Annotated in this window: 21 protein-coding genes; 9 read left to right on the top strand and 12 right to left on the bottom strand. The window is 70.9% G+C overall.

What is annotated here, in order from left to right; all coding sequences use genetic code 11:
- Positions 1-10: 10 nt before the first annotated feature.
- Positions 11-805 carry a ferritin-like domain-containing protein gene (locus Q0D75_RS12330; protein ID WP_291053818.1) on the top strand — a complete coding sequence of 265 codons (795 nt, stop codon included), beginning with the start codon at positions 11-13 and terminating at the stop codon, positions 803-805.
- A gap of 85 nt (positions 806-890) precedes the next feature.
- On the opposite strand, the gene Q0D75_RS12325 is transcribed toward Q0D75_RS12330, so the two are convergent.
- A complete protein-coding gene (locus Q0D75_RS12325; protein ID WP_291053816.1) occupies positions 891-1,871 on the bottom strand; it encodes an aldo/keto reductase in 981 nt (326 codons plus the stop codon).
- Complete coding sequence (locus Q0D75_RS12320; RefSeq protein WP_291053814.1) at positions 1,868-2,296, bottom strand: MerR family transcriptional regulator; 429 nt, start codon at positions 2,294-2,296, stop codon at positions 1,868-1,870. Before Q0D75_RS12320 ends, Q0D75_RS12325 begins: the two co-directional genes overlap by 4 nt.
- Before the next feature lie 78 nt (positions 2,297-2,374).
- Here Q0D75_RS12320 and Q0D75_RS12315 point away from each other — a divergent pair, with 78 nt between their 5' ends.
- A complete protein-coding gene (locus Q0D75_RS12315; RefSeq protein WP_291053812.1) occupies positions 2,375-2,812 on the top strand; it encodes a YdeI/OmpD-associated family protein in 438 nt (145 codons plus the stop codon).
- Positions 2,813-2,854: 42 nt separating this feature from the next.
- On the top strand, positions 2,855-3,883 hold the full coding sequence (locus Q0D75_RS12310) for a zinc-binding alcohol dehydrogenase family protein (RefSeq protein ID WP_291053810.1): 1,029 nt from the start codon (positions 2,855-2,857) through the stop codon (positions 3,881-3,883).
- A 39-nt stretch (positions 3,884-3,922) separates the two neighbouring features.
- On the opposite strand, the gene Q0D75_RS12305 is transcribed toward Q0D75_RS12310, so the two are convergent.
- Positions 3,923-4,084: a hypothetical protein gene (locus Q0D75_RS12305; RefSeq protein ID WP_291053808.1), complete on the bottom strand. Its 162-nt coding sequence runs from the start codon at positions 4,082-4,084 to the stop codon at positions 3,923-3,925.
- Between the two features lie 75 nt (positions 4,085-4,159).
- On the opposite strand from Q0D75_RS12305, the gene Q0D75_RS12300 reads away from it, so the two are divergent.
- Complete coding sequence (locus Q0D75_RS12300; RefSeq protein WP_291053872.1) at positions 4,160-4,774, top strand: DNA-3-methyladenine glycosylase I; 615 nt, start codon at positions 4,160-4,162, stop codon at positions 4,772-4,774.
- Between the two features lie 15 nt (positions 4,775-4,789).
- Here the strand turns inward: Q0D75_RS12300 and Q0D75_RS12295 are convergent, their stop codons facing one another.
- A complete protein-coding gene (locus Q0D75_RS12295; protein ID WP_291053806.1) occupies positions 4,790-5,536 on the bottom strand; it encodes a DUF998 domain-containing protein in 747 nt (248 codons plus the stop codon).
- 83 nt (positions 5,537-5,619) lie between these two features.
- Between Q0D75_RS12295 and Q0D75_RS12290 the strand changes: the two genes are divergently transcribed.
- The 3 genes from Q0D75_RS12290 to Q0D75_RS12280 are packed head-to-tail and all read left to right on the top strand — an operon-like array spanning position 5,620 to position 7,088.
- Positions 5,620-6,267: a TetR/AcrR family transcriptional regulator gene (locus Q0D75_RS12290; protein ID WP_291053804.1), complete on the top strand. Its 648-nt coding sequence runs from the start codon at positions 5,620-5,622 to the stop codon at positions 6,265-6,267.
- On the top strand, positions 6,264-6,593 hold the full coding sequence (locus Q0D75_RS12285) for a GNAT family N-acetyltransferase (RefSeq protein ID WP_291053802.1): 330 nt from the start codon (positions 6,264-6,266) through the stop codon (positions 6,591-6,593). Before Q0D75_RS12290 ends, Q0D75_RS12285 begins: the two co-directional genes overlap by 4 nt.
- Positions 6,594-6,602: 9 nt before the next feature.
- Positions 6,603-7,088: a glutathione peroxidase gene (locus tag Q0D75_RS12280; RefSeq protein WP_291053800.1), complete on the top strand. Its 486-nt coding sequence runs from the start codon at positions 6,603-6,605 to the stop codon at positions 7,086-7,088.
- 19 nt (positions 7,089-7,107) lie between these two features.
- Here Q0D75_RS12280 and Q0D75_RS12275 read toward each other — a convergent pair whose 3' ends face one another.
- From Q0D75_RS12275 to Q0D75_RS12265, 3 genes are all read right to left on the bottom strand, one after another.
- Complete coding sequence (locus Q0D75_RS12275; protein ID WP_291053798.1) at positions 7,108-7,491, bottom strand: VOC family protein; 384 nt, start codon at positions 7,489-7,491, stop codon at positions 7,108-7,110.
- Positions 7,492-7,559: 68 nt separating this feature from the next.
- Positions 7,560-8,324, bottom strand: a complete 765-nt coding sequence (locus Q0D75_RS12270) for a dienelactone hydrolase family protein (protein ID WP_291053796.1) — start codon at positions 8,322-8,324, stop codon at positions 7,560-7,562.
- Positions 8,325-8,365: 41 nt separating this feature from the next.
- Positions 8,366-9,976, bottom strand: a complete 1,611-nt coding sequence (locus Q0D75_RS12265) for an AMP-binding protein (protein ID WP_291053794.1) — start codon at positions 9,974-9,976, stop codon at positions 8,366-8,368.
- A 138-nt stretch (positions 9,977-10,114) separates the two neighbouring features.
- On the opposite strand from Q0D75_RS12265, the gene Q0D75_RS12260 reads away from it, so the two are divergent.
- The gene (locus tag Q0D75_RS12260; protein ID WP_291053792.1) at positions 10,115-11,095 is read left to right on the top strand and encodes an NAD(P)H-quinone oxidoreductase; all 981 of its coding nucleotides are present in this window, start codon (positions 10,115-10,117) and stop codon (positions 11,093-11,095) included.
- Positions 11,096-11,110: 15 nt separating this feature from the next.
- On the opposite strand, the gene Q0D75_RS12255 is transcribed toward Q0D75_RS12260, so the two are convergent.
- The 4 genes from Q0D75_RS12255 to Q0D75_RS12240 all read right to left on the bottom strand — a co-directional run bounded on the left by Q0D75_RS12255 (position 11,111) and on the right by Q0D75_RS12240 (position 15,551).
- On the bottom strand, positions 11,111-12,988 hold the full coding sequence (locus tag Q0D75_RS12255) for an NAD-binding protein (protein ID WP_291053790.1): 1,878 nt from the start codon (positions 12,986-12,988) through the stop codon (positions 11,111-11,113).
- Between the two features lie 145 nt (positions 12,989-13,133).
- Positions 13,134-14,138 (bottom strand): DnaJ domain-containing protein, encoded by a 1,005-nt coding sequence (locus Q0D75_RS12250; protein ID WP_291053788.1) that lies wholly within the window; start codon positions 14,136-14,138, stop codon positions 13,134-13,136.
- Between the two features lie 49 nt (positions 14,139-14,187).
- Entirely contained in the window at positions 14,188-15,048 is an 861-nt protein-coding gene (locus tag Q0D75_RS12245) for a universal stress protein (RefSeq protein ID WP_291053786.1), read from the bottom strand.
- 161 nt (positions 15,049-15,209) lie between these two features.
- A complete protein-coding gene (locus Q0D75_RS12240; RefSeq protein WP_291053784.1) occupies positions 15,210-15,551 on the bottom strand; it encodes a nuclear transport factor 2 family protein in 342 nt (113 codons plus the stop codon).
- Between the two features lie 136 nt (positions 15,552-15,687).
- Here Q0D75_RS12240 and Q0D75_RS12235 point away from each other — a divergent pair, with 136 nt between their 5' ends.
- On the top strand, positions 15,688-16,794 hold the full coding sequence (locus tag Q0D75_RS12235; protein WP_291053782.1) for an LLM class flavin-dependent oxidoreductase: 1,107 nt from the start codon (positions 15,688-15,690) through the stop codon (positions 16,792-16,794).
- Between the two features lie 127 nt (positions 16,795-16,921).
- On the opposite strand, the gene Q0D75_RS12230 is transcribed toward Q0D75_RS12235, so the two are convergent.
- The gene (locus tag Q0D75_RS12230; protein WP_291053780.1) at positions 16,922-17,452 is read right to left on the bottom strand and encodes a methylated-DNA--[protein]-cysteine S-methyltransferase; all 531 of its coding nucleotides are present in this window, start codon (positions 17,450-17,452) and stop codon (positions 16,922-16,924) included.
- Positions 17,453-17,745 lie beyond the last annotated feature (293 nt).

Raw genomic sequence — 17,745 nt, 5'->3', positions numbered from 1 at the left:
CCGACACGCCATGGCATTCGACATCGACAAATACACCGAGACCTCCACGAAGGTCGCCTGGCAGGACTTGGACTTCTCCGACTTCCGGGAGAACCCGCTGCCCGAGGGCACGTTGCGCTCGCTGCGCTACATGTGCGACATCGAGTACCACACGGTCTGCTACCTGCGCGACATGCTGGTGACCCCCTCGCACAAGGATGAAGACGTCACCGCCTTCATGACGATGTGGAACCGCGAGGAGTTCTGGCACGGCGAGGCCCTCGCGGCCGTGCTGGCCGAGCACGACATCATCGTCGACTTCGACGAGCTCAAGGCGACGCGCCTGAAGCTCGGCTGGAAAGACCGCCTCGACCCCGTGAAGCAGTCGCTGCTCGGCAACATCGTGGGCTCGGGCTTCATCGCCGTGCACATGGTGTGGGGCGCCGTGAACGAGTGGTCGGCCGTGGCCGCCTACAACCGCCTCGCCGACATGGAGGGGCACCCGGTTCTGGCCGAGCTGCTGCGCCGCATCGCGAAGCAGGAGGCCCGGCACGTGGCGTTCTACGCCACCCAGGCCCGGGAGCGGCTCGGCAAGAGCAAGAAGGCGCAGGTGCTCGCCCGCTTCGCGCTGAAGAACTTCTGGGGACCCGTGGGCTCCGGTGTGATGAGCGACGACGAGGTCAAGCACGTGATGGGCCAGCTGATGGGCGGCCCCGAGGGCCGTCGCGAGGCGGCCAAGATCGACGCCCACGTCGCGCGCATGCCCGGCCTGGACGGCCTCACCATCGTGCAGGACGCGCTCGACAAGCGCGGCATCGCCGCCTGAGCCGCACCCCACCACCGCATCGACCCGTCAGTCTGTGCCGCTATCCCATCGGAATGGCGGCACGAACTGACGGGTCGATGGTCGTTCAGCGGTTGACGGAGGACATGTCCGCGTAGCGGTCACCCGTGGCGGGGGCGATCGCGGCCAGGCGCTCGAGCTGCTCGGCGCTCAGGGCGAGGTCGGCGGCACCGACGTTCTCCTCCAGACGCGAGACGCGCTTCGTGCCGGGGATCGGCGCGATGTCGTCGCCCTGGGCGAGCAGCCAGGCGAGCGCCACCTGGGCCGGCGTGGCGTCGAGTTCGGATGCCACGGCATCCACGGTCTCGACGATGCGGATGTTGGCCTCGAGGTTCTCGCCCGCGAACCGCGGGTTCTGCCGGCGGAAGTCGTTCTCGTCGAGCTGGTCGACCGAGCGGATCGTGCCGGTCAGGAAGCCGCGGCCGAGCGGCGAGTACGGCACGAAGCCGATGCCGAGTTCGCGCAGCAGCGGCAGGATCTCGGCCTCGGGATCGCGCGACCAGAGCGAGTACTCGGTCTGCAGGGCGGTCACCGGATGCACGGCGTGCGCCCGGCGGATGGTCTCCGGCGCCGCCTCCGACAACCCGTAGTGCCCGATCTTGCCCTCGGCGATCAGGTCGGCGAGGGCGCCGACGGTCTCCTCGATCGGCGTGCCCGGGTCCATCCGGTGCTGGTAGTAGAGGTCGATGTGGTCGGTGCCGAGGCGCTCCAGCGATCCCTCGACGGCCAGCCGCACGTTCTCGGCGCTGCCGTCCATCCCGTGCGATCCGTCGCCGCGGTGCAGGATCGTGCCGAACTTGGTCGCGACGGCGACCTCGCTCCGGCGGCCGCCCAGTGCCTTGCCGAGCAGCTTCTCGTTCTCGTAGGGGCCGTACATCTCGGCGGTGTCGAAGAATGTGACGCCGAGATCGAGTGCGCGGTGGATGGTGCGGATCGACTCGGCCTCGTCCTGTCCGGCACCGGTGTAGAAGGCCGACATGCCCATGCAGCCGAGGCCGAGCTGCGAGACCTCGAGGGGGCTGTCGACACCGAGGGTGATCTTCTTCATGAGGGGGTGTTCCTTTCTTCGTAGCTCGCGATCTTGAAGTCGATCGCGGCCAGGCTCTGGGTGATCTGGTCGAGCTGGGCGAGCACGGCGGTGCGATGGTCGCGCAGCAGGGCGAGGCGCTCGGGTTCGGTGTCCTCTCCCGTGGCATCCCGGCGCACCAGCTCGGCGTACTCCTTGATGCGCGCGATCGGCATCGCGGTGAGCCGCAGCTTGGTGAGGAAGCCGAGCCAGGTGAGGTCGGCCTCGGTGTAGCGGCGATGGCTCGAGGAGGCTCGGCCCACCGGCCGGAGCAGCAGCCCCTCGCGCTCGTAGTAGCGGAGGGTGTGAGCGGAGATGCCGAGCCGTTCGGCGACCTCGGCGATGCTCAGGTCGCCGAGGCCGGGGGCGCTCGATCCAGGCTGCGGCGCCGGTGCGGTGAGGGTCATATCGGCCACGATAGAACTTCGAGTGCGCTCTAAGTCAAACGAGTGGCAGCATCCACCGGCAACCCCCATAATTCAGTCATGATGTTCGAGGCGACGATCCTGTCCAGCGGGAAGACGGCGACCGGCATCCCCGTGCCTGAGAGCGTCGTGGAGGCCCTGGATGCGGGCAAGCGGATCCCTGTGGTGGTCACCATCAACGGCTACAGCTACCGCAGCTCGATCGTGTTCTACACAGGGCAGTACCTGATCGCGCTGAGCGCCGAGAACCGCGCGGGCGCGGGCGTGACGGCGGGCGAGACGGTCGAGGTCGACGTGCAGCTCGACGAGCAGCCGCGCGAGGTGGAGGTGCCGGCCGATCTGGCCGAGGCGCTGGGCGCCGAAGCCGATGCCGCGGCGGCCTTCGCCGCGCTCTCCTACAGCAACAAGCGGCGGATCGTGCTCTCGATCGAGGGTGCGAAGACGGATGCCACGCGGCAGCGCCGCATCGAGAAGGCGCTCGGCGAACTGCTGGCCTAGAGCGGCGTGCCGCCCGGGCGGCGTGCGCGGTAGCGTCGGAGCATGACCGATCTGCTGCCGATCCCCTCCGCCATGCCCGCCGTGATCTACCGCGCTCCCGGCGCGGTCGACGCTCCGGACAGCTTCGTCGACGCCGAGGTCGAGGTGCCCGCACCCGGCCCGCACGACCTGCTGGTGCGCGTCGAGGCGGTCTCGGTGAACCCGGTCGACGTGAAGCGGCGGGCGAAGGCCGAGCCGATCGGCGACGGCATCCTCGGGTTCGACGCGGCCGGCACGGTCGCCGCCGTGGGCGAGGCGGTCGAGTTCTTCTCCCCCGGCGACGAGGTCTACTACGCCGGCAGCGTGCTGCGGGCGGGCTCCAACGCGGGCTACCAGCTCGTCGACGAGCGGTTGGTGGGGCGGAAGCCCGCCATCCTCTCGTTCGCCGAGGCCGCCGCGCTGCCCCTGACCTCGCTCACCGCCTGGGAGGGCCTGCTGCGTCAGCTGCGGCTTACCGGCGACTCCCACGGCACCCTGCTCGTGGTCGGCGGGGCCGGCGGCGTCGGGTCGATGGTCGTCCAGCTCGCCAAGACGCTCACCGGCGTGACGGTCATCGCGACCGCCTCACGGCCCGAGACCGTGGGGTGGGTGACCGAGCTCGGTGCCGACCTGGTGGTCGACCACTCCCGCGAGCTCGCTCCGCAGATCGCCGAGCTCGCGCCCGAGGGCATCGACTGGGTGTTCAGCACCCAGCGCACGAAGGCGAACCTGCCGGCCCTGGTGGAGGTGCTGAAGCCCTTCGGCCAGATCGTCGCGATCGACGACCCCGATGTGCTCGACGTGACCTCGCTGAAGCCGAAGGCGCTCGGCTTCCACTGGGAGTTCATGTTCGCCCGCTCGACCTACCAGACGCCCGACATGGTGGAGCAGCACCGCATCCTCGACTCGGTGGCCGAGCTGGTGGAGTCGGGCGCGCTGCGCACGACGGCGACGCGCATCCTGACCCCGCTGGATGCGGCGACACTGCGCGAGGCGCACGCCCTGGTGGAGTCGGGAACGTCGATCGGGAAGGTCGTCGTCAGCCGCAGCTGAGCCCGGTGCCGCGGAGCGCTGCGACCGGAGCGGCCGCGGTCAGTGGCGGCGCTGCGTCGGCAGCACGGAGAACACGATGAACAGCGACGCGGAGACGCACAGGATGCCGGCGAAGAAGACCCAGGCGTTCTCGAGCAGGCCGAACAGGAACATCCCCAACAAGAAGAGCAGGATGGCGCCGATGGCAGCGAGCACGTTCATTCGCGGGTTCTCCGATGCGGTGTCGTCGATTCAGTGGCTTCCCCAATACTAGAGGGTGTGGACCTCGACGATCGGATGCCGGCCGACTCGGGCGTGGTGCTCGGAGACGACGGGCTCGCCCGGCCGGCCTGGGCATCCGTCGACCCCCTGCTGCGGGAGTACTACGACACCGAGTGGGGCATGCCGGTGCGCGACGAGCAGGAGCTCTTCGAGCGGGTGAGCCTCGAGGCGTTCCAGTCGGGGCTGTCGTGGGCGACGATCCTGCGCAAGCGTCCGGCGTTCCGGGCGGCGTTCGACGACTTCGATCCGGATGCCGTGGCCGGCTACGGCGAGGCCGACATCGAGCGCCTGCTGGGCGACGCGGGCATCATCCGCAATCGCGCGAAGATCACCGCCACCATCGCCAATGCCCGGGCGACCGTGGCGCTGCGCGCCGATCCGGAGGTCGACGGCGGGCTCGTGGGCCTGATCTGGTCGTTCCGGCCCGCGCAGACCCCGGCGCCGGCCCGCTTCGACGACATCCCGACGACCTCGCCGGAGTCGATCGCGCTGGCCGCGGCCCTCCGGGCGAAGGGCTTCCGCTTCGTCGGCCCCACCACGATGTTCGCCCTGATGGAGGCCGCCGGCCTGATCGACACGCACCTGCTCGCCAGCCACCGCCGGGGCAGCTCCGGCATCTGGCCCCGCTGACCCGGCCGGCGCCCGCTACGCCGGTGTCGTCGCCGGTCGCTGGGCGAGCAGCGGATGCGGAACCGCGCGGTAGGCCGCGACCGAGACGAACGCGAGCAGCGCCCAACCCACCACGACCGCCAGCCAGAGCAGCGCGATGCCGACGGGGCCCGGCGAGAGCGCGGCACCGCCGGCGAAGCCGAGGATGACGACGGTACCGCCGAGGCGTGCCGCCCACGCGGTGCCGCGGGCGCCACGTCGGGCGAACCACGCGCCGAGCACGAAGCCGGCGATGCCGAGGCAGAGGAAGCCGATGCCGCCGAACGCGAGATGCAGGATGCCGCTCGCCGAGCCGCTCCCGCCGGCCGATCCGGGCGGGAAGCCGGCCACGGCATCCGGCGGGAAGATCGCGCTCAGCACCAGGCACAGGCCGTAGACCCCGATCAGCACCGCTCCGGCCCTCGACGCGGCGGGCGTGCGCGCCAGCCCGAACGCCGCCACGACCACCATGGCGCCGCTCAGCACGAGGTCGATGCCCTGCAGCCACCCGGCGTCACCGAGCAGGAGCAGGCTCAGGGCGTGCTGCCCGAGGTCGAATCCGGGACGGGTGAAGGCGAGGATCAGCCCGAAGATCAGGTAGAACGGACCGGCCACGACTCCCCAGCCGAGCATCGACCGGGTGACGGCGGCACCGCGGTCGAAGCCCCCGGCGTCGGGGACATCGCCCGAAGGCTCGGCGGAGGTGGGCAGGTCGGCGCCGGACGCTGCTTCGGGTGTCACCATCGGGTCCTCCTCGGTCGGCTGCTACGTTTGAGCCAGGCATTTTTTACACCAGTCAGTGCAATTAATACACCAGGAGCAGCCGGATGCGCGAGACCGCGAGTGGGGCCGGCGATCCGCGACCCGCGCGGTCCCGCGCCACGATCGTGACCGCCGCCACGGAGCACTTCCTCGAGCACGGCTACGTCGGATCCAACGTTGACCGGATCGCCGACGAGGCGGGCGTCTCCAAACGCACCGTCTACAACCTGTTCGAGACGAAGGAACGGCTCTTCCGGGCGGTCGTCGAGTCGACCACCGACATCGCCGAGGGCTTCGCGCGCGATCTGCACGAAGGCCCGGTCGGCGTGCGCCCGCTCGAGGTCGAATTGCGCGAGCTCGCCCTGAATCACGCCACGGCGGTGCTGAATCCGCGGGTGGTGCGGGTGCGGCGGCTGTTGATCGGTGAGGCGGCTCGCTTCCCCGACCTCGCCCGGGAGTACTACCGGCGGGCTCCGGCCCTCGTGATGGACGCCATCCGCCGACGCCTCGAGCGGTACGCGGCGCTCGGTTCGATCGCCCTGCCCGATGCCGCGCTGGCGAGCGAGCACTTCGCCTTCCTGGTGCTCGGCGCCACGCTGGACCGCGCCCTGTTCGAGTCGGCGGCGACGGCCCCGAGGGCGGCGCTCGAGGCGCGGGCGGTCGCCGGCGCGGAGGCCTTCCTGACGCTCTACGGGCGTAGCCTGGGAGCATGAGCGACGAAACGAATGCGAGCCCGACCGAGGTCGTGGCCGATGACGCGCACAACCGCTACGTGCTGGTGGCCGAGGGCCGCGAGGTGGGCATCACCGAGTACGTCGATCGCGGCGAGCAGCGCGTGTTCGTGCACACCGAGATCGACCCCGCCGAGGGCGGCAAGGGGTACGGCAGCATCCTGATCAAGGGTGCACTGGGTCAGGTGCGCGACGCGGGTCTTCGAGCCGTCGCCGTGTGCCCGTTCGTCGACTCCTACGTGAAGAAGCACCACGACTTCGACGACATCCTCGACCCCGTGTCGATCCGGCTGCGCGCCTCGCTGTAGCGTGATGGGGTGACTCTTCGCGACATCCCTCTGCAGACCATCGACGGCACCGCCACCTCTCTCGCCGACTACGCCGGCGACGCGGTGCTGATCGTGAACGTGGCCTCGCGCTGCGGGCTCACCCCGCAGTACGAGAAGCTCGAGCAGTTGCAGAGGCAGTACGCCGACCGCGGGTTCACGGTGCTGGGCGTGCCCTGCAACCAGTTCAACGGGCAGGAGCCGGGCACCGCCGACGAGATCGTGGAGTTCTGCTCGGCCACCTACGGCGTGACCTTCCCGCTGCTGGCCAAGAGCGAGGTGAACGGCGAGGGCCGTCACCCGCTCTACCGCGAGCTGGTGGAGATCGCGGATGCGGACGGCACGGCCGGCGACGTGCAGTGGAACTTCGAGAAGTTTTTGATCGCGCCCGACGGCACGGTCAGCCGCTTCCGCCCGCGCACCGAGCCCGACGCCCCCGAGGTGGTCGCCGCCGTGGAGGCCGCCCTCCCCCGCTGAGACGCGGCGCCCCGCGGCGCTAGTTCGACAGCACCGAGAGGATGTTGCCGGCCGGATCGAGGAACCACGCGATGTCGGGCCCACGATCAGCGGCCTTTCCGCGCATCACGCCCTTCTCGTCTTGCGGCATGCCCTCGTAGCGCACCAGCTCGATGCCCGCGGCGGTGAGCTCGTCGACCGCCGCATCGATGTCGTCCACCACGAGGTTCAGGATGGTGAACACCGCCGGCGCGTGGTCGGGTTTGGGGTACACCATCACCTCGGCACCACCCGGCACGGTGATCCCCAGCATGCCCATCTCGTTCGTCGTCACCGGCAGGCCGAGTGCCTCACCGTAGAACGCGCGCGCCGCGTCGATGTCGTCGACGCTGAAACCGCTGAATCCGTGAACCGCTGTCACCATGGTGATCTCCTGATGTCGTTCGAGCACATCCGATGTGGACACTGTTCACAATGTCACGACTCGACCGCTCAGGCGAGTACTTCGGCGAGAAATCCCTCCATCGCCGCCCAGCTGCGCGCATTGGCCTTGGGCCGGAAGCTCGGGATCATCGGCTGCGTGAACGCGTGCGGCGTCTCGCTGTAGCTCACCACCTGCCAGTCGAGCCCGGGCTTCGTGCGCAACTCGTTCTCGAACGCGAGCACGGCTTCGTCGGGAACCACCGGATCCGCCGCCCCCGTGAGCACGAGCAGCGGTGCCTCGAGGGCGTCGACATCGGCGGGATCGTGCGTGACGAGGCCGCCGTGGAACGACACCACACCCGCGATCGGCGCCCCCGTGCGCGCGAACTCGATCGAGGCGGAACCGCCGAAGCAGTAGCCGATCACGGCGATCCGCTCGGGATCGACCCGCAGGTCGGCCGCGAGCACGTCGTACCCGGCCCGCACCCGCTCGCGCAGGGCCGGCAGGTCGCCGTAGTAGTGGTGCGCGAGACCGGACGCCTCCTCGTTCGTATCGGGCCGCACGCCTGTGCCGTAGAGATCGGCGGCGAAGGCCACGTAGCCCGACCGCGCGAGCATCTCGGCGCGTGTGCGCACGTACTCTCCCTCACCGAACCAGTCGTGCAGCACGAGCACCGCGGGCTGCGGGCCCTCGGCCGCGGCGTTCCAGACCAGCTGCCCGTCCGCCGGAGCGCCCGGCACCTCGTAGGCGATGCGCTCGCTCTCGATGCGGGCGCCCGCGGGCAGCGGCACGGTGTCGAGCATGGTCTGGTGCTGGGGAGAGATCGTCGTCATCCCTCCGGTCTATCACGACCGGGTGACACGCAGACCCGGCATCACGAGACGGCGGCGTGGCGGCCCACCCGAGCCCGCAGGTCTTTGCGCAGGATCTTGCCCGAGGTCGACTTCGGGATGACGTCGATGAACTCCACCAGACGCACCTTCTCGTGCGGGGCGACGCGCTCCTGCACCCAGGCGATGACGGTGTCTTCGTCGAGGCCGGCCGCCGCATCGCCCTGGGCGCGGCGCACCACGAACGCCTTGGGCACCTCCTGCCCGTCGTCGTCGGTGACGCCGATCACGGCGGCGTCGGCGACATCCGGATGCGCCAGCAGCACCGCCTCCAGCACGGCCGGAGCCACCTGGTACCCCTTGTACTTGATCAGCTCCTTCAGCCGGTCGACGATCGTGTACACGCCGTCGGCGTCGACCGTGGCGATGTCGCCGGTGTGCAGCCAGCCGTCGGCGTCGAGGGTGTGCCGCGTGGCGTCCTCGTCGTGCAGGTAGCCCGGCATCACCTGGGGTCCGCGGATGAGGAGTTCGCCCGGCGCGCTCGGGCCGGCATCCGGAACCTCGACGTCGGCGCCCGTCTCGGTGTCGACCACGCGGCACTCCGTGTTGGGCACGGCCAGGCCGATCGCCGAGCGGTCGATCCCGGTCGCCGTAGGCGGAACGGCGTGCGTGACCGGGCTGGTCTCGGTCATGCCGTAGCCCTGGCAGACGATGCAGTCCAGCCGCTCGGCCACCGCTCGGGCGAGCGCGCCGTCCAGCGGCGCCGCACCCGAGAAGACGACCTCGACGCTCGAGAGGTCGTACTCGCCGACCATCGGATGCTTGGCCAGGGCCACCGCGATCGGCGGGGCGATGAAGATCCAGGTGCAGCGGTGCTCGCTGACCGTGCGGAGGAAGTCGGCGAGGTCGAACTTGGGCATGGTCACCAGGCTCGCGCGCTTCAGCAGCGCGTAGTTCAGCAGCACCGACATGCCGTAGATGTGGAAGAACGGAAGCACCGCGAGAACCCGGTCGTCGCGGCCGAGCGGAATGGCATCCGAGCACTGCAGGATGTTCGCCACGAGGTTGCTGTGGGTGAGCATCACGCCCTTGGGGTGCCCCGTGGTGCCGGAGGAGTAGGGCAGCACGGCGAGGTGCGTGGCGGGGTCGAACGACACCTCCGGCGGCCCCGCACGGTCGAAGAGCAGGTCGCGCAGCGACGGGTGCCCTGCGACGCCGTCGATCACCACGAGGTGGTCGTCGGCGATGCCGACCGCAGCGGCCGCCTCCGCCGCCTGCGCGTACAGCGGCGAGACGGTGAACAGCCAGTGCGCATCCGCGCTCCGCAACTGGTTCGCGATCTCGCCGACGGTGTAGAGCGAGTTGATGGTGGTGGCGGTGCCACCGGCCCGCAGCACGCCGTGGAAGACGGTCGCGAAGGCGGGCACGTTCGGGCAGAGGATGCCGATGGTGTCGCCGACCGCGACGCCCCGGGCCGCGAGGGCTCCGGCGAGCGCGTCGACCTGCGCGATCAGCTGACGGTAGCTCGTCTCGTCGCCGGTGGGGCCGTCGATCAGCGCGATGCGGTCGAGGTCGGCCTCGTCGAATCCGGCGAACAGGGCGTCGTACACGCTCAGGGCGGGGATCTCGACGTCGGGGTAGGTCGAACGGGCCATCGGTCGTCTCCTTCGGCACCGTCTCCGTCGACGGTGGTGTGGCTATTGCACACCTGAGGGACCGTCATCCGCAATGCCTGAGGGGCTAACCCCCAGCCGGATGGTGAGCGAGCGGGCGGCGCGCGTAACGTGGAGGGCATGAGAGCTGTCGTGATCCGTGAACCCGGCGACCCGTCCGTGCTCGAGATCGGCGAGGTGTCGCTGCCGGAGCCTGGGCCGGGCGATCTCGTGATCGACGTCGCCGCGGCCGGCCTGAACCGCGCCGATGTGGCCCAGCGACAGGGCGCCTACCCTCCGCCGCCCGGCAGCCCCGCCTGGCCGGGACTGGAGGTGTCGGGTGTCGTGGCCGAGGTGCACGGCGAGACAGGAGCGGCCTCGGGATTTCAGGTGGGCGACCGGGTGTGCGCGCTGCTGGGAGGAGGCGGGTATGCCGAGCGTGTGGTCGTGCCCGCCGCCCAGGTGCTGCCGGTGCCGGCATCCGTCGACCTGATCGACGCCGCGGGGCTCGTGGAGGTGGTGGCGACGGTGTGGTCGAACGTCTTCCTGCTGGCCGATCTGCGGGCCGGAGAGACGCTGCTCGTGCACGGCGGGTCGAGCGGCATCGGCACGATGGCGGTGCAGCTGGGCACCCTGTTCGGGGCGAGGGTGGCCGTGACGGCCCGCTCGGCCGAGAAGCTGGCGACGTGCCGCGAGCTCGGCGCCGACATCCTGATCGACTACACCACCGAGGATTTCGTGGAACGCATCAAGGCCGAGGCCGGCGGCGCCGACGTCATCCTCGACGTGGTGGGCGGCGACTACCTCGAGCGCAACGTGCGGGCACTGAGCGTGAACGGGCGCATCGCCAACATCGCGAGCCAGGGCGGCGGATCCGCGTCGCTGAACTTCGGGGCGCTGATGATGAAGCGGGGCACCATCCGCTCCACCAGCCTGCGGGCACGGCCGGCCGAGGAGAAGGCCGAGATCATCGCGAGCGTGCGCGAGAACGTGTGGCCGCTGGTGGAGAACGGCAGCGTGCGCCCGATCATCGCCGCGCGCTTCCCGCTCGCGGAGGCCGCGGAGGCGCACCGCCTGATGGAGTCCTCCTCGCACATCGGCAAGATCCTGCTCACGACCTGACGCCGCGGGCTCGGGTCAGGACTCGGCGAGCACGATGATGCGGTCGCCGGGGGCGAAGGTGAGCCGGGCGCTCTTCGGCGGGTTCACGTGCACGCCGTAGGCGCGGTCGGCGGCGCGGGCGTCGGCCGCCAGGCGGTAGCCGATGGCCGTCTCGCCCGCGCGCCGGGCGGCCTCGAGCACGGTGTAGAAGTCGACCTCGGCACCCTGGGCGATGTAGGCCTCGGCGGGCTTCAGGTAGATCTCGCTGCCGGTGCTGGAGAACAGGTCGGCGAACACCTCGGCCAGCAGCCGGTTCTCGCTCACCTGGGTGAGCATCAGGCTCACCAGCTTCTCGCTCACGATGAAGTCGTCGGCGTCGGTGACCTCCGCCAGCTCCCGGTTGCGGTCGTCGAGCATCTCGCTCACGACCGCGAGGTCGACGCCCAGCCGCTCACCGATGTCGCGCAGGTGCAGCAGCGTGATCAGCGTGCGCGCATCCGCCCGCTGGGCCGTGAGCGTCTCTTTGGCGGCGAGCACGATGATGTGGTCGACATGCTGCACCCGAAGGTCTTCCAGCACGGCACGGCTGGTGGGGTCGGCCTGGATGAAGGCGACGTCGACCCCGCGCAGGTGCGGCAGCGCGGGCGGCACGGCGTCGGCGACGATGCGGACCGTCGATCCGGGCGCGAGGTAGTCGGCGAGCTCGCGCAGGATCATCGGAAGGCTCGCGTTGCAGCCGAGCACGAGAGTGTGCTCGGGAACCGGCACGAGGGTGACCGGCGCCACGATGGCCGCCGCATCCGGAGCCGTCGGGGGTGCCAGCGCGATGGTGCTGTCGTCTTCGGCGATGACGATCAGCTGCTCGCCGGGGGCGATCGGGCGGGCGGCCGGCGGATTGATCGCCACCGAGGCGTCGGCACCGATCACCCCGATCACACTGGAGGTCGCGAACGCCGACTGCGCGTCGCCGTAGCTGCGGCCCACCAGGCTCGGCTGCTCGGTGAAGTAGATCTCGTCGCCGTCGAAGTCGAGCAGCTCGGTGTAGACCACGCTCAGGCCGCTCTGCCGGCAGGTCTGCACGGTGACGCGACTGATCAGGTCGCCCGCCAGCACCCAGTGCACCTCGTGTCGGCCCACCAGGCGCGCGGCCTCGAGGTTGGCGGGATCGTCGAGCTCGGCGACGATGTGGTAGTCGGTCTTCGGCCGGGTGGGGTTGTTCGTGAGGGCCAGGGCGGTCTTGATGACCGTCGAATCGGGGTCGTCGTCGCCCTCGGGCGCGAGCAGCACGATGCTGCGGGCCGTGCGCGGGCTGCCGAGCTCGAGGTCGGTGAGGTTCATCGGGTCGCCGCTGCGGCAGATCACGCGGGTTTTGCCGGTCTTGCCGACCTCGGCCCGGATCCGCTCCTCCATCTCGACCTTGCCCTGCTCGGCCACCACCACGATCGCGCTGCGGCCGCGGGACTCGTTGGCGATCAGCAGCTCGCCGATCACCGCGTACACCTTCGGGCTCCAGCCCAGGATGAGCGTGTGGTCGCGCTCGAGCACGCGGGAGCGGCCCTCGCGCAGCTGGGCCACCTTGCTGTCGAAGGCGCCGGAGACGATGCCGATCAGGCTCGCCACGATCAGCAGGCCGCCGATGGTGACGATCAGCATGAAGCCGCGGAACGCCCAGCCGTTGTCGCCCCCGAGCGTGCCCGGGTCGATGGCGCGCATCAGGTTGCCCCAGAGCAGGTCGAGGAAGTCGACCCCGTCGGCGTCGTCGGGGTAGGCGTGCGCCAGGTAGACGATCACGGCCAGGATCGTGACGAACACGAGGGTCGCCCCGCCGAGCAGCACCATCAGGGCCACGGTGCCCCGGGACATGTACGAGTCGAAGCGGTAGCGGATCCGCTCGCCGAGACCGGGTTCTGACATGGCGTCTCCTTCTGACCGGCGGCGCCCTCGCCCGCCCGCTGAAGCACAGCCTAGCCACGACCTGAGCCTCGCTCGCTTTGCCCCCGCGTTCGGGGGTCAGCGCTCGTGCTCCTTCGAGGACGGGTCAGGCCTCTTCGGGAACAGGTCAGGCCAGGCGGATGCCGCTCTGCAGGCGGGGGCGCAGCTCGAAGGCGCGGTCGATGCTCTCGCGGGCGGATGCCGCGGTGGCGGAGTCGCCGCCGATGCCGTTGCGCAGCAGCTGCGGCAGCAGCGAGCGGCGCACCACCACCGACCCGGCCAGGCGGCCCCGGCTGACGACCTCGAAGGGTGCGGCCAGGTCGGCATCCGGAACCACCACGATCCGGCCGGTGAACCGCACGCCCAGCGAGCGGCCGAGCGCACGGGTGCCGCGGCCGAGTTCGTGCAGGGGTTCGTGGTCGGGATGCACGGCCTCGCCGACGATCTCGTCCTTCTTCAGCCGCACGGGGGCTCCCCAGTCTTCGGACTGCACGGCGTAGAGACCCGAAGGCCCGAGCACGACGTGGTCGATGGTCTCGGCGACGCCGTCGACCGTGCGGCCGGTGAGCACGTTGTTCCAGATGGTGTAGCCGATTCCGAGGGTGCCGACGATGCCGGCCGTGGCCTCCTCGGCGAGCGCCTTGGCGAGCCAGCCGCGGATCTCGCGCGGTGCCGAGCGCACCAGCGCCGGGTCGTAGGGGTCGGCGATGTCGACGCCGCGGCCCACCCACTCGCGCAGGAGGCTCAGGTAGATCTCGCGCTCCTGGCCGCCGGGGTGGCCGTAGCTGCGGGCCTTGACCGAGGAGCTCTTCGCGCGGGCGGCCGATCCGGAGGCGGGGCCGAAGCCCGAACCCGAGGTGGAGGCCGAACCGGAGGCGCCGGCGGGGTGGGCTCCGGCGCCCGAGCCGAAGTCGGCCGAGCCCCGGCCGCGGTCGTAGGCGGCGCGATCCTCGGGGGTGCCGATCCGTTCCCAGGCGCGCTGCACGGCGACGAAGCGCACCGGGTCTCCCCCGGTGTCCGGATGCGTCTGCCGCAGCAGCCGCCGGTAGGCCCGCTTCAGCTCGTCGGGGCCGACGGCGGGATCGACGCCGAGCACCTCGTACGGGGTGGAACCAGCGGGACTCTCGGACACCCGACCACGATACCGGGCCGATCCTGTGGCCCGGCTTCAGATGAGCCCGTCAGCTCCGCACGCGCAGCACGAGCACGGGGGCGGGGGCGTGCACGAGAACGTCGTGGCTGACCGAGCCGAGCAGGAAGCGGCTGAGGCCGCGCCGGCCGTGACTGCCGATCACCAGCAGCGAGGCGTCGGCCGCCGCGTGCAGCAGGGCGTTCACGGGGGCCTCGAAGACGGCCGAGGCGACGACCTCGACCCCCGCGGTGTCGGTGTGCTCGACGGCGGCCTCGGCGACGGATCGTGCGCGCTCCTCGAGAGCGTCGTAGAGCGCGGCATCGTCGCTGAAGTCGGGGGTGGCGAAGGGCGGCAGGGTCCAGGCCGTGACCACGCGCAACGGCTCGTCGAGGCGACGGGCCTCGGCGACGGCGGCGGCGAGGATGGCGTCGGGGCCGTCGGAGCCGCCCGATCCGTCGACGCCGACGACCACTCCCCGGCGGTGCACGGGCGGCAGATCGGGGATGACGGCCACCGGCACGGTCGCCGCGGCGGCGACCCGCACGCTCACGGCACTGGTGGTGAGGCGCTCGTAGACGTCTTTGCGGTAGCAGCCCACCACGAGGAGTGCTGCGCCGGTCGACTCGGCCTCGGCGCAGAGCACGGTGATCGGGTTGCCCGGCAGCGTGCGTGAGGTGATCGTGACGTGCGGAGCCTTCGAGTCGGCGTGGAACGCCGCGTCGGCCAGCACCACCTCGCCCTGCTTCGCCAGCAGCGGAGTCGCCGTGAAGCCCTCGGAGTCCCACGAGGTGTCGGCCACGAACAGCACGTCCACGTCGAGCCCGGTCGCCTCGGCGCGGCGCAGCGCCCAGTCGAGGGCCACCGTGGCCGAAGGCGATCCGTCGTACCCCACCAGAATCCGACCGCTCATCGCGTGCCTCCCGTGCTGTCGTCGTGCGCGGGCCGCCACTGCGTGAGGGCCTCGTCTCCAGCATGGCGGATGCCGCGGCCGGTGTCAGCCCGAGTCAGCCCGTGATGGGTGCCAGCCGGTGTCAGCCTGTGCCAGCCGGTGCCAGCCTGTGCCAGCCGGTGTCAGCCTGTGATGTCGACCCGCGAGATGAGCCCGCCCGGCCCGCCCTCGAGCTGGAAGGCGATGGTGCCGCCTCCGTTGTAGCCCTCGCCGGTGACGTGGACGGCGACCACGTGGATGTCGCGGTTGACGGTGAGGCCGCCCACCTCGAAGCGACTGTGCACGCCCATGTTGTCGCTCTCGTTCCAGCGGGCGATCTCGTCGAGGCCGGTGAAGGTGCGGCCCCAGTCGTCGAGCACGGCGTCGGCGGCGAAGGCGGCGAGGAAGCGTGCACGGTCTTCGTCGTTGCTGGCGGAGAAGAAGGCGTCGATGGCGGTGGGCAGCTCGAACGGTTGAGCGGACATGCCCCCATCCTGGGCGATCCGCCGGGCGACGCGCCAGGGCTCACGGGGCTCGCACGGGATACTGGGAGGCGGAATAGCGGATGGCGTGTCGGCGTTGCAGACTTCATACATACGCATGGAAATGGATGGGATCCGCATGGCGCACGATGACCAGCAGGCAGAGCAGTCCGCACAGGCAGAGCAGGCACCGCTCTCGACCCCCTCGACCGCTTCGGCTCTCGAGTTCGGGCTCGACACCTTCGGCGACGTCACCGCCGATGCCTCAGGAACCCCGCTGCCGCACGCCCAGGTGCTGCGGAACCTCGTCGACCAGGGCGTTCTGGCCGACCAGGTGGGCATCGACCTCATCGGCTTCGGCGAGCACCACCGCGCCGACTTCGCGGTCACCACTCCTGAGGTCGTGCTCGCGGCCGTCGCGGCGAAGACCTCGCGCATCCACCTCGGCTCGGCGGTGACCGTGCTCTCCTCCGACGACCCGGTGCGCGTGTTCCAGCGCTTCTCGACCCTGGATGCGCTCTCGAACGGGCGCGCCGAGGTCACGCTCGGGCGCGGCTCGTTCACCGAGTCGTTCCCCCTCTTCGGCTTCGAGCTCTCGGACTACGAGGTGCTGTTCGAAGAGAAGCTCGACCTGTTCGCGGCCGTGCGGTCGCAGCATCCGGTGACCTGGTCGGGCACGACGCGGGCTCCGCTGACGAACCAGAGCGTGTTCCCGCCGGTCGAGAACGGGCTGCTGAAGACCTGGGTGGGCGTGGGCGGCAGCCCCGAGTCGGTGGTGCGCGCGGCGCGCTACGGCTTCAACCTGGCCCTGGCGATCATCGGCGGCGAGCCCTCGCGGTTCGCACCGTTCGTCGACCTCTACCACCGGGCGCTCGACCAGTTCGAGCTGCCGCGCCAGCAGGTGGCGGTGCACTCGCCCGGCCACATCGCGGCCACCGACGAGGAGGCGCGCGAGCAGCTCTGGCCGCACTACCAGGCGCTGATGAACCGGATCGGCCGCGAGCGCGGCTGGTCGCCGATGGGGCGCGGGCATTTCGAGCAGGAGATCCGGTCGGGGTCGCTGTACGTGGGCTCGCCCGAGACGGTGGCGCAGAAGATCGCGGCCACTGCGAAGACGCTGGGTATCGACCGCTTCGACCTGAAGTACGGCAACGGCGGCCTCTCGCACGAGAACCTCATGACGAGCATCGAGCTCTACGGCACGCAGGTCATCCCGCGCGTCCGCGAGCTGCTCGCGGACGCGTAGGCCGCGCCACTTCCACCCGCCCCGCGCATCCGCTCGCCTCATGGGCCCTGTTCGGTCGCACTTTTGTGCGAAAAGCCCGGATTTTACGACCGAAAGTGCGACCGAACGAGCGCTCGACAGCCCCGGGTCAGGCGGGCACGGACGCGAAAGGCTCGTGGGCGGCGCGGGACTCGCGGGCCAGCAGGGAGCGCTTGACCTCCACGCCCCAGGCGAAGCCGCCGAGGGTACCGTCGGTGCGGAGGACACGGTGGCAGGGCACGAACAGGGCGGGGGCGTTGCGGGCGCAGGCGCTGGCGGCCGCGCGCACGGCGGTGGGGCGGCCGAGCTCGGCGGCGAACTCCTGGTAGCTGAGCGGATGCCCCGGGGCGATGCCGCGCAGGGCCGCCCAGCCGCGCGTGTGGAACTCCCCGCCGGTCTGCCGCACCTCGACGGCGTCGATCGCGTGCACGTCGCCCGCGTAATACGCGCGGACGGCCTCGGCGGCCGTCGTCTCGCCCTGGACGACGTCGGCGGCGGCCGGCCGGATGGACGGGGTCAGGCGAGCGAGCAGGGCATCGACGTCGGAGGTCCAGCCAGAGGCGAGCACGCGGCCCTCGTCATCGGCGATGATGCCGAACGGGCCGTCCGGGGTGTCGACGAACTGGATCGTGGCGGTCATGAGATCTCCTCGGATGATGCGGTGGGGCGGATGGGTTCGGTAGGGCTGATGGGCGCGGCGCCGCTTGTGGGTGCGCTGCCACGGGTTGACTCAGGTGCGGCACGAGCCGCGGACCCGGGTTCGGCGCCACGCGGGGACTCGGGTGCGGCACGAGCCGCGGACACGGGCGGGGTGCCATGCGGGGACTCGGGTGCGGCAAGACCCGCGGACCCGGGCGCGGCACGACGCGCGGACTCGGGTGCGGCGCGAACCGTGGACCCGGGTACGGCGCGAGCTGCGGACCCGCGCGCGGC

Source organism: Herbiconiux sp., assembly GCF_023264855.1.
GTDB lineage: Bacteria > Actinomycetota > Actinomycetes > Actinomycetales > Microbacteriaceae > Herbiconiux.
This window is presented reverse-complemented; position numbering and strand designations above follow the sequence as displayed.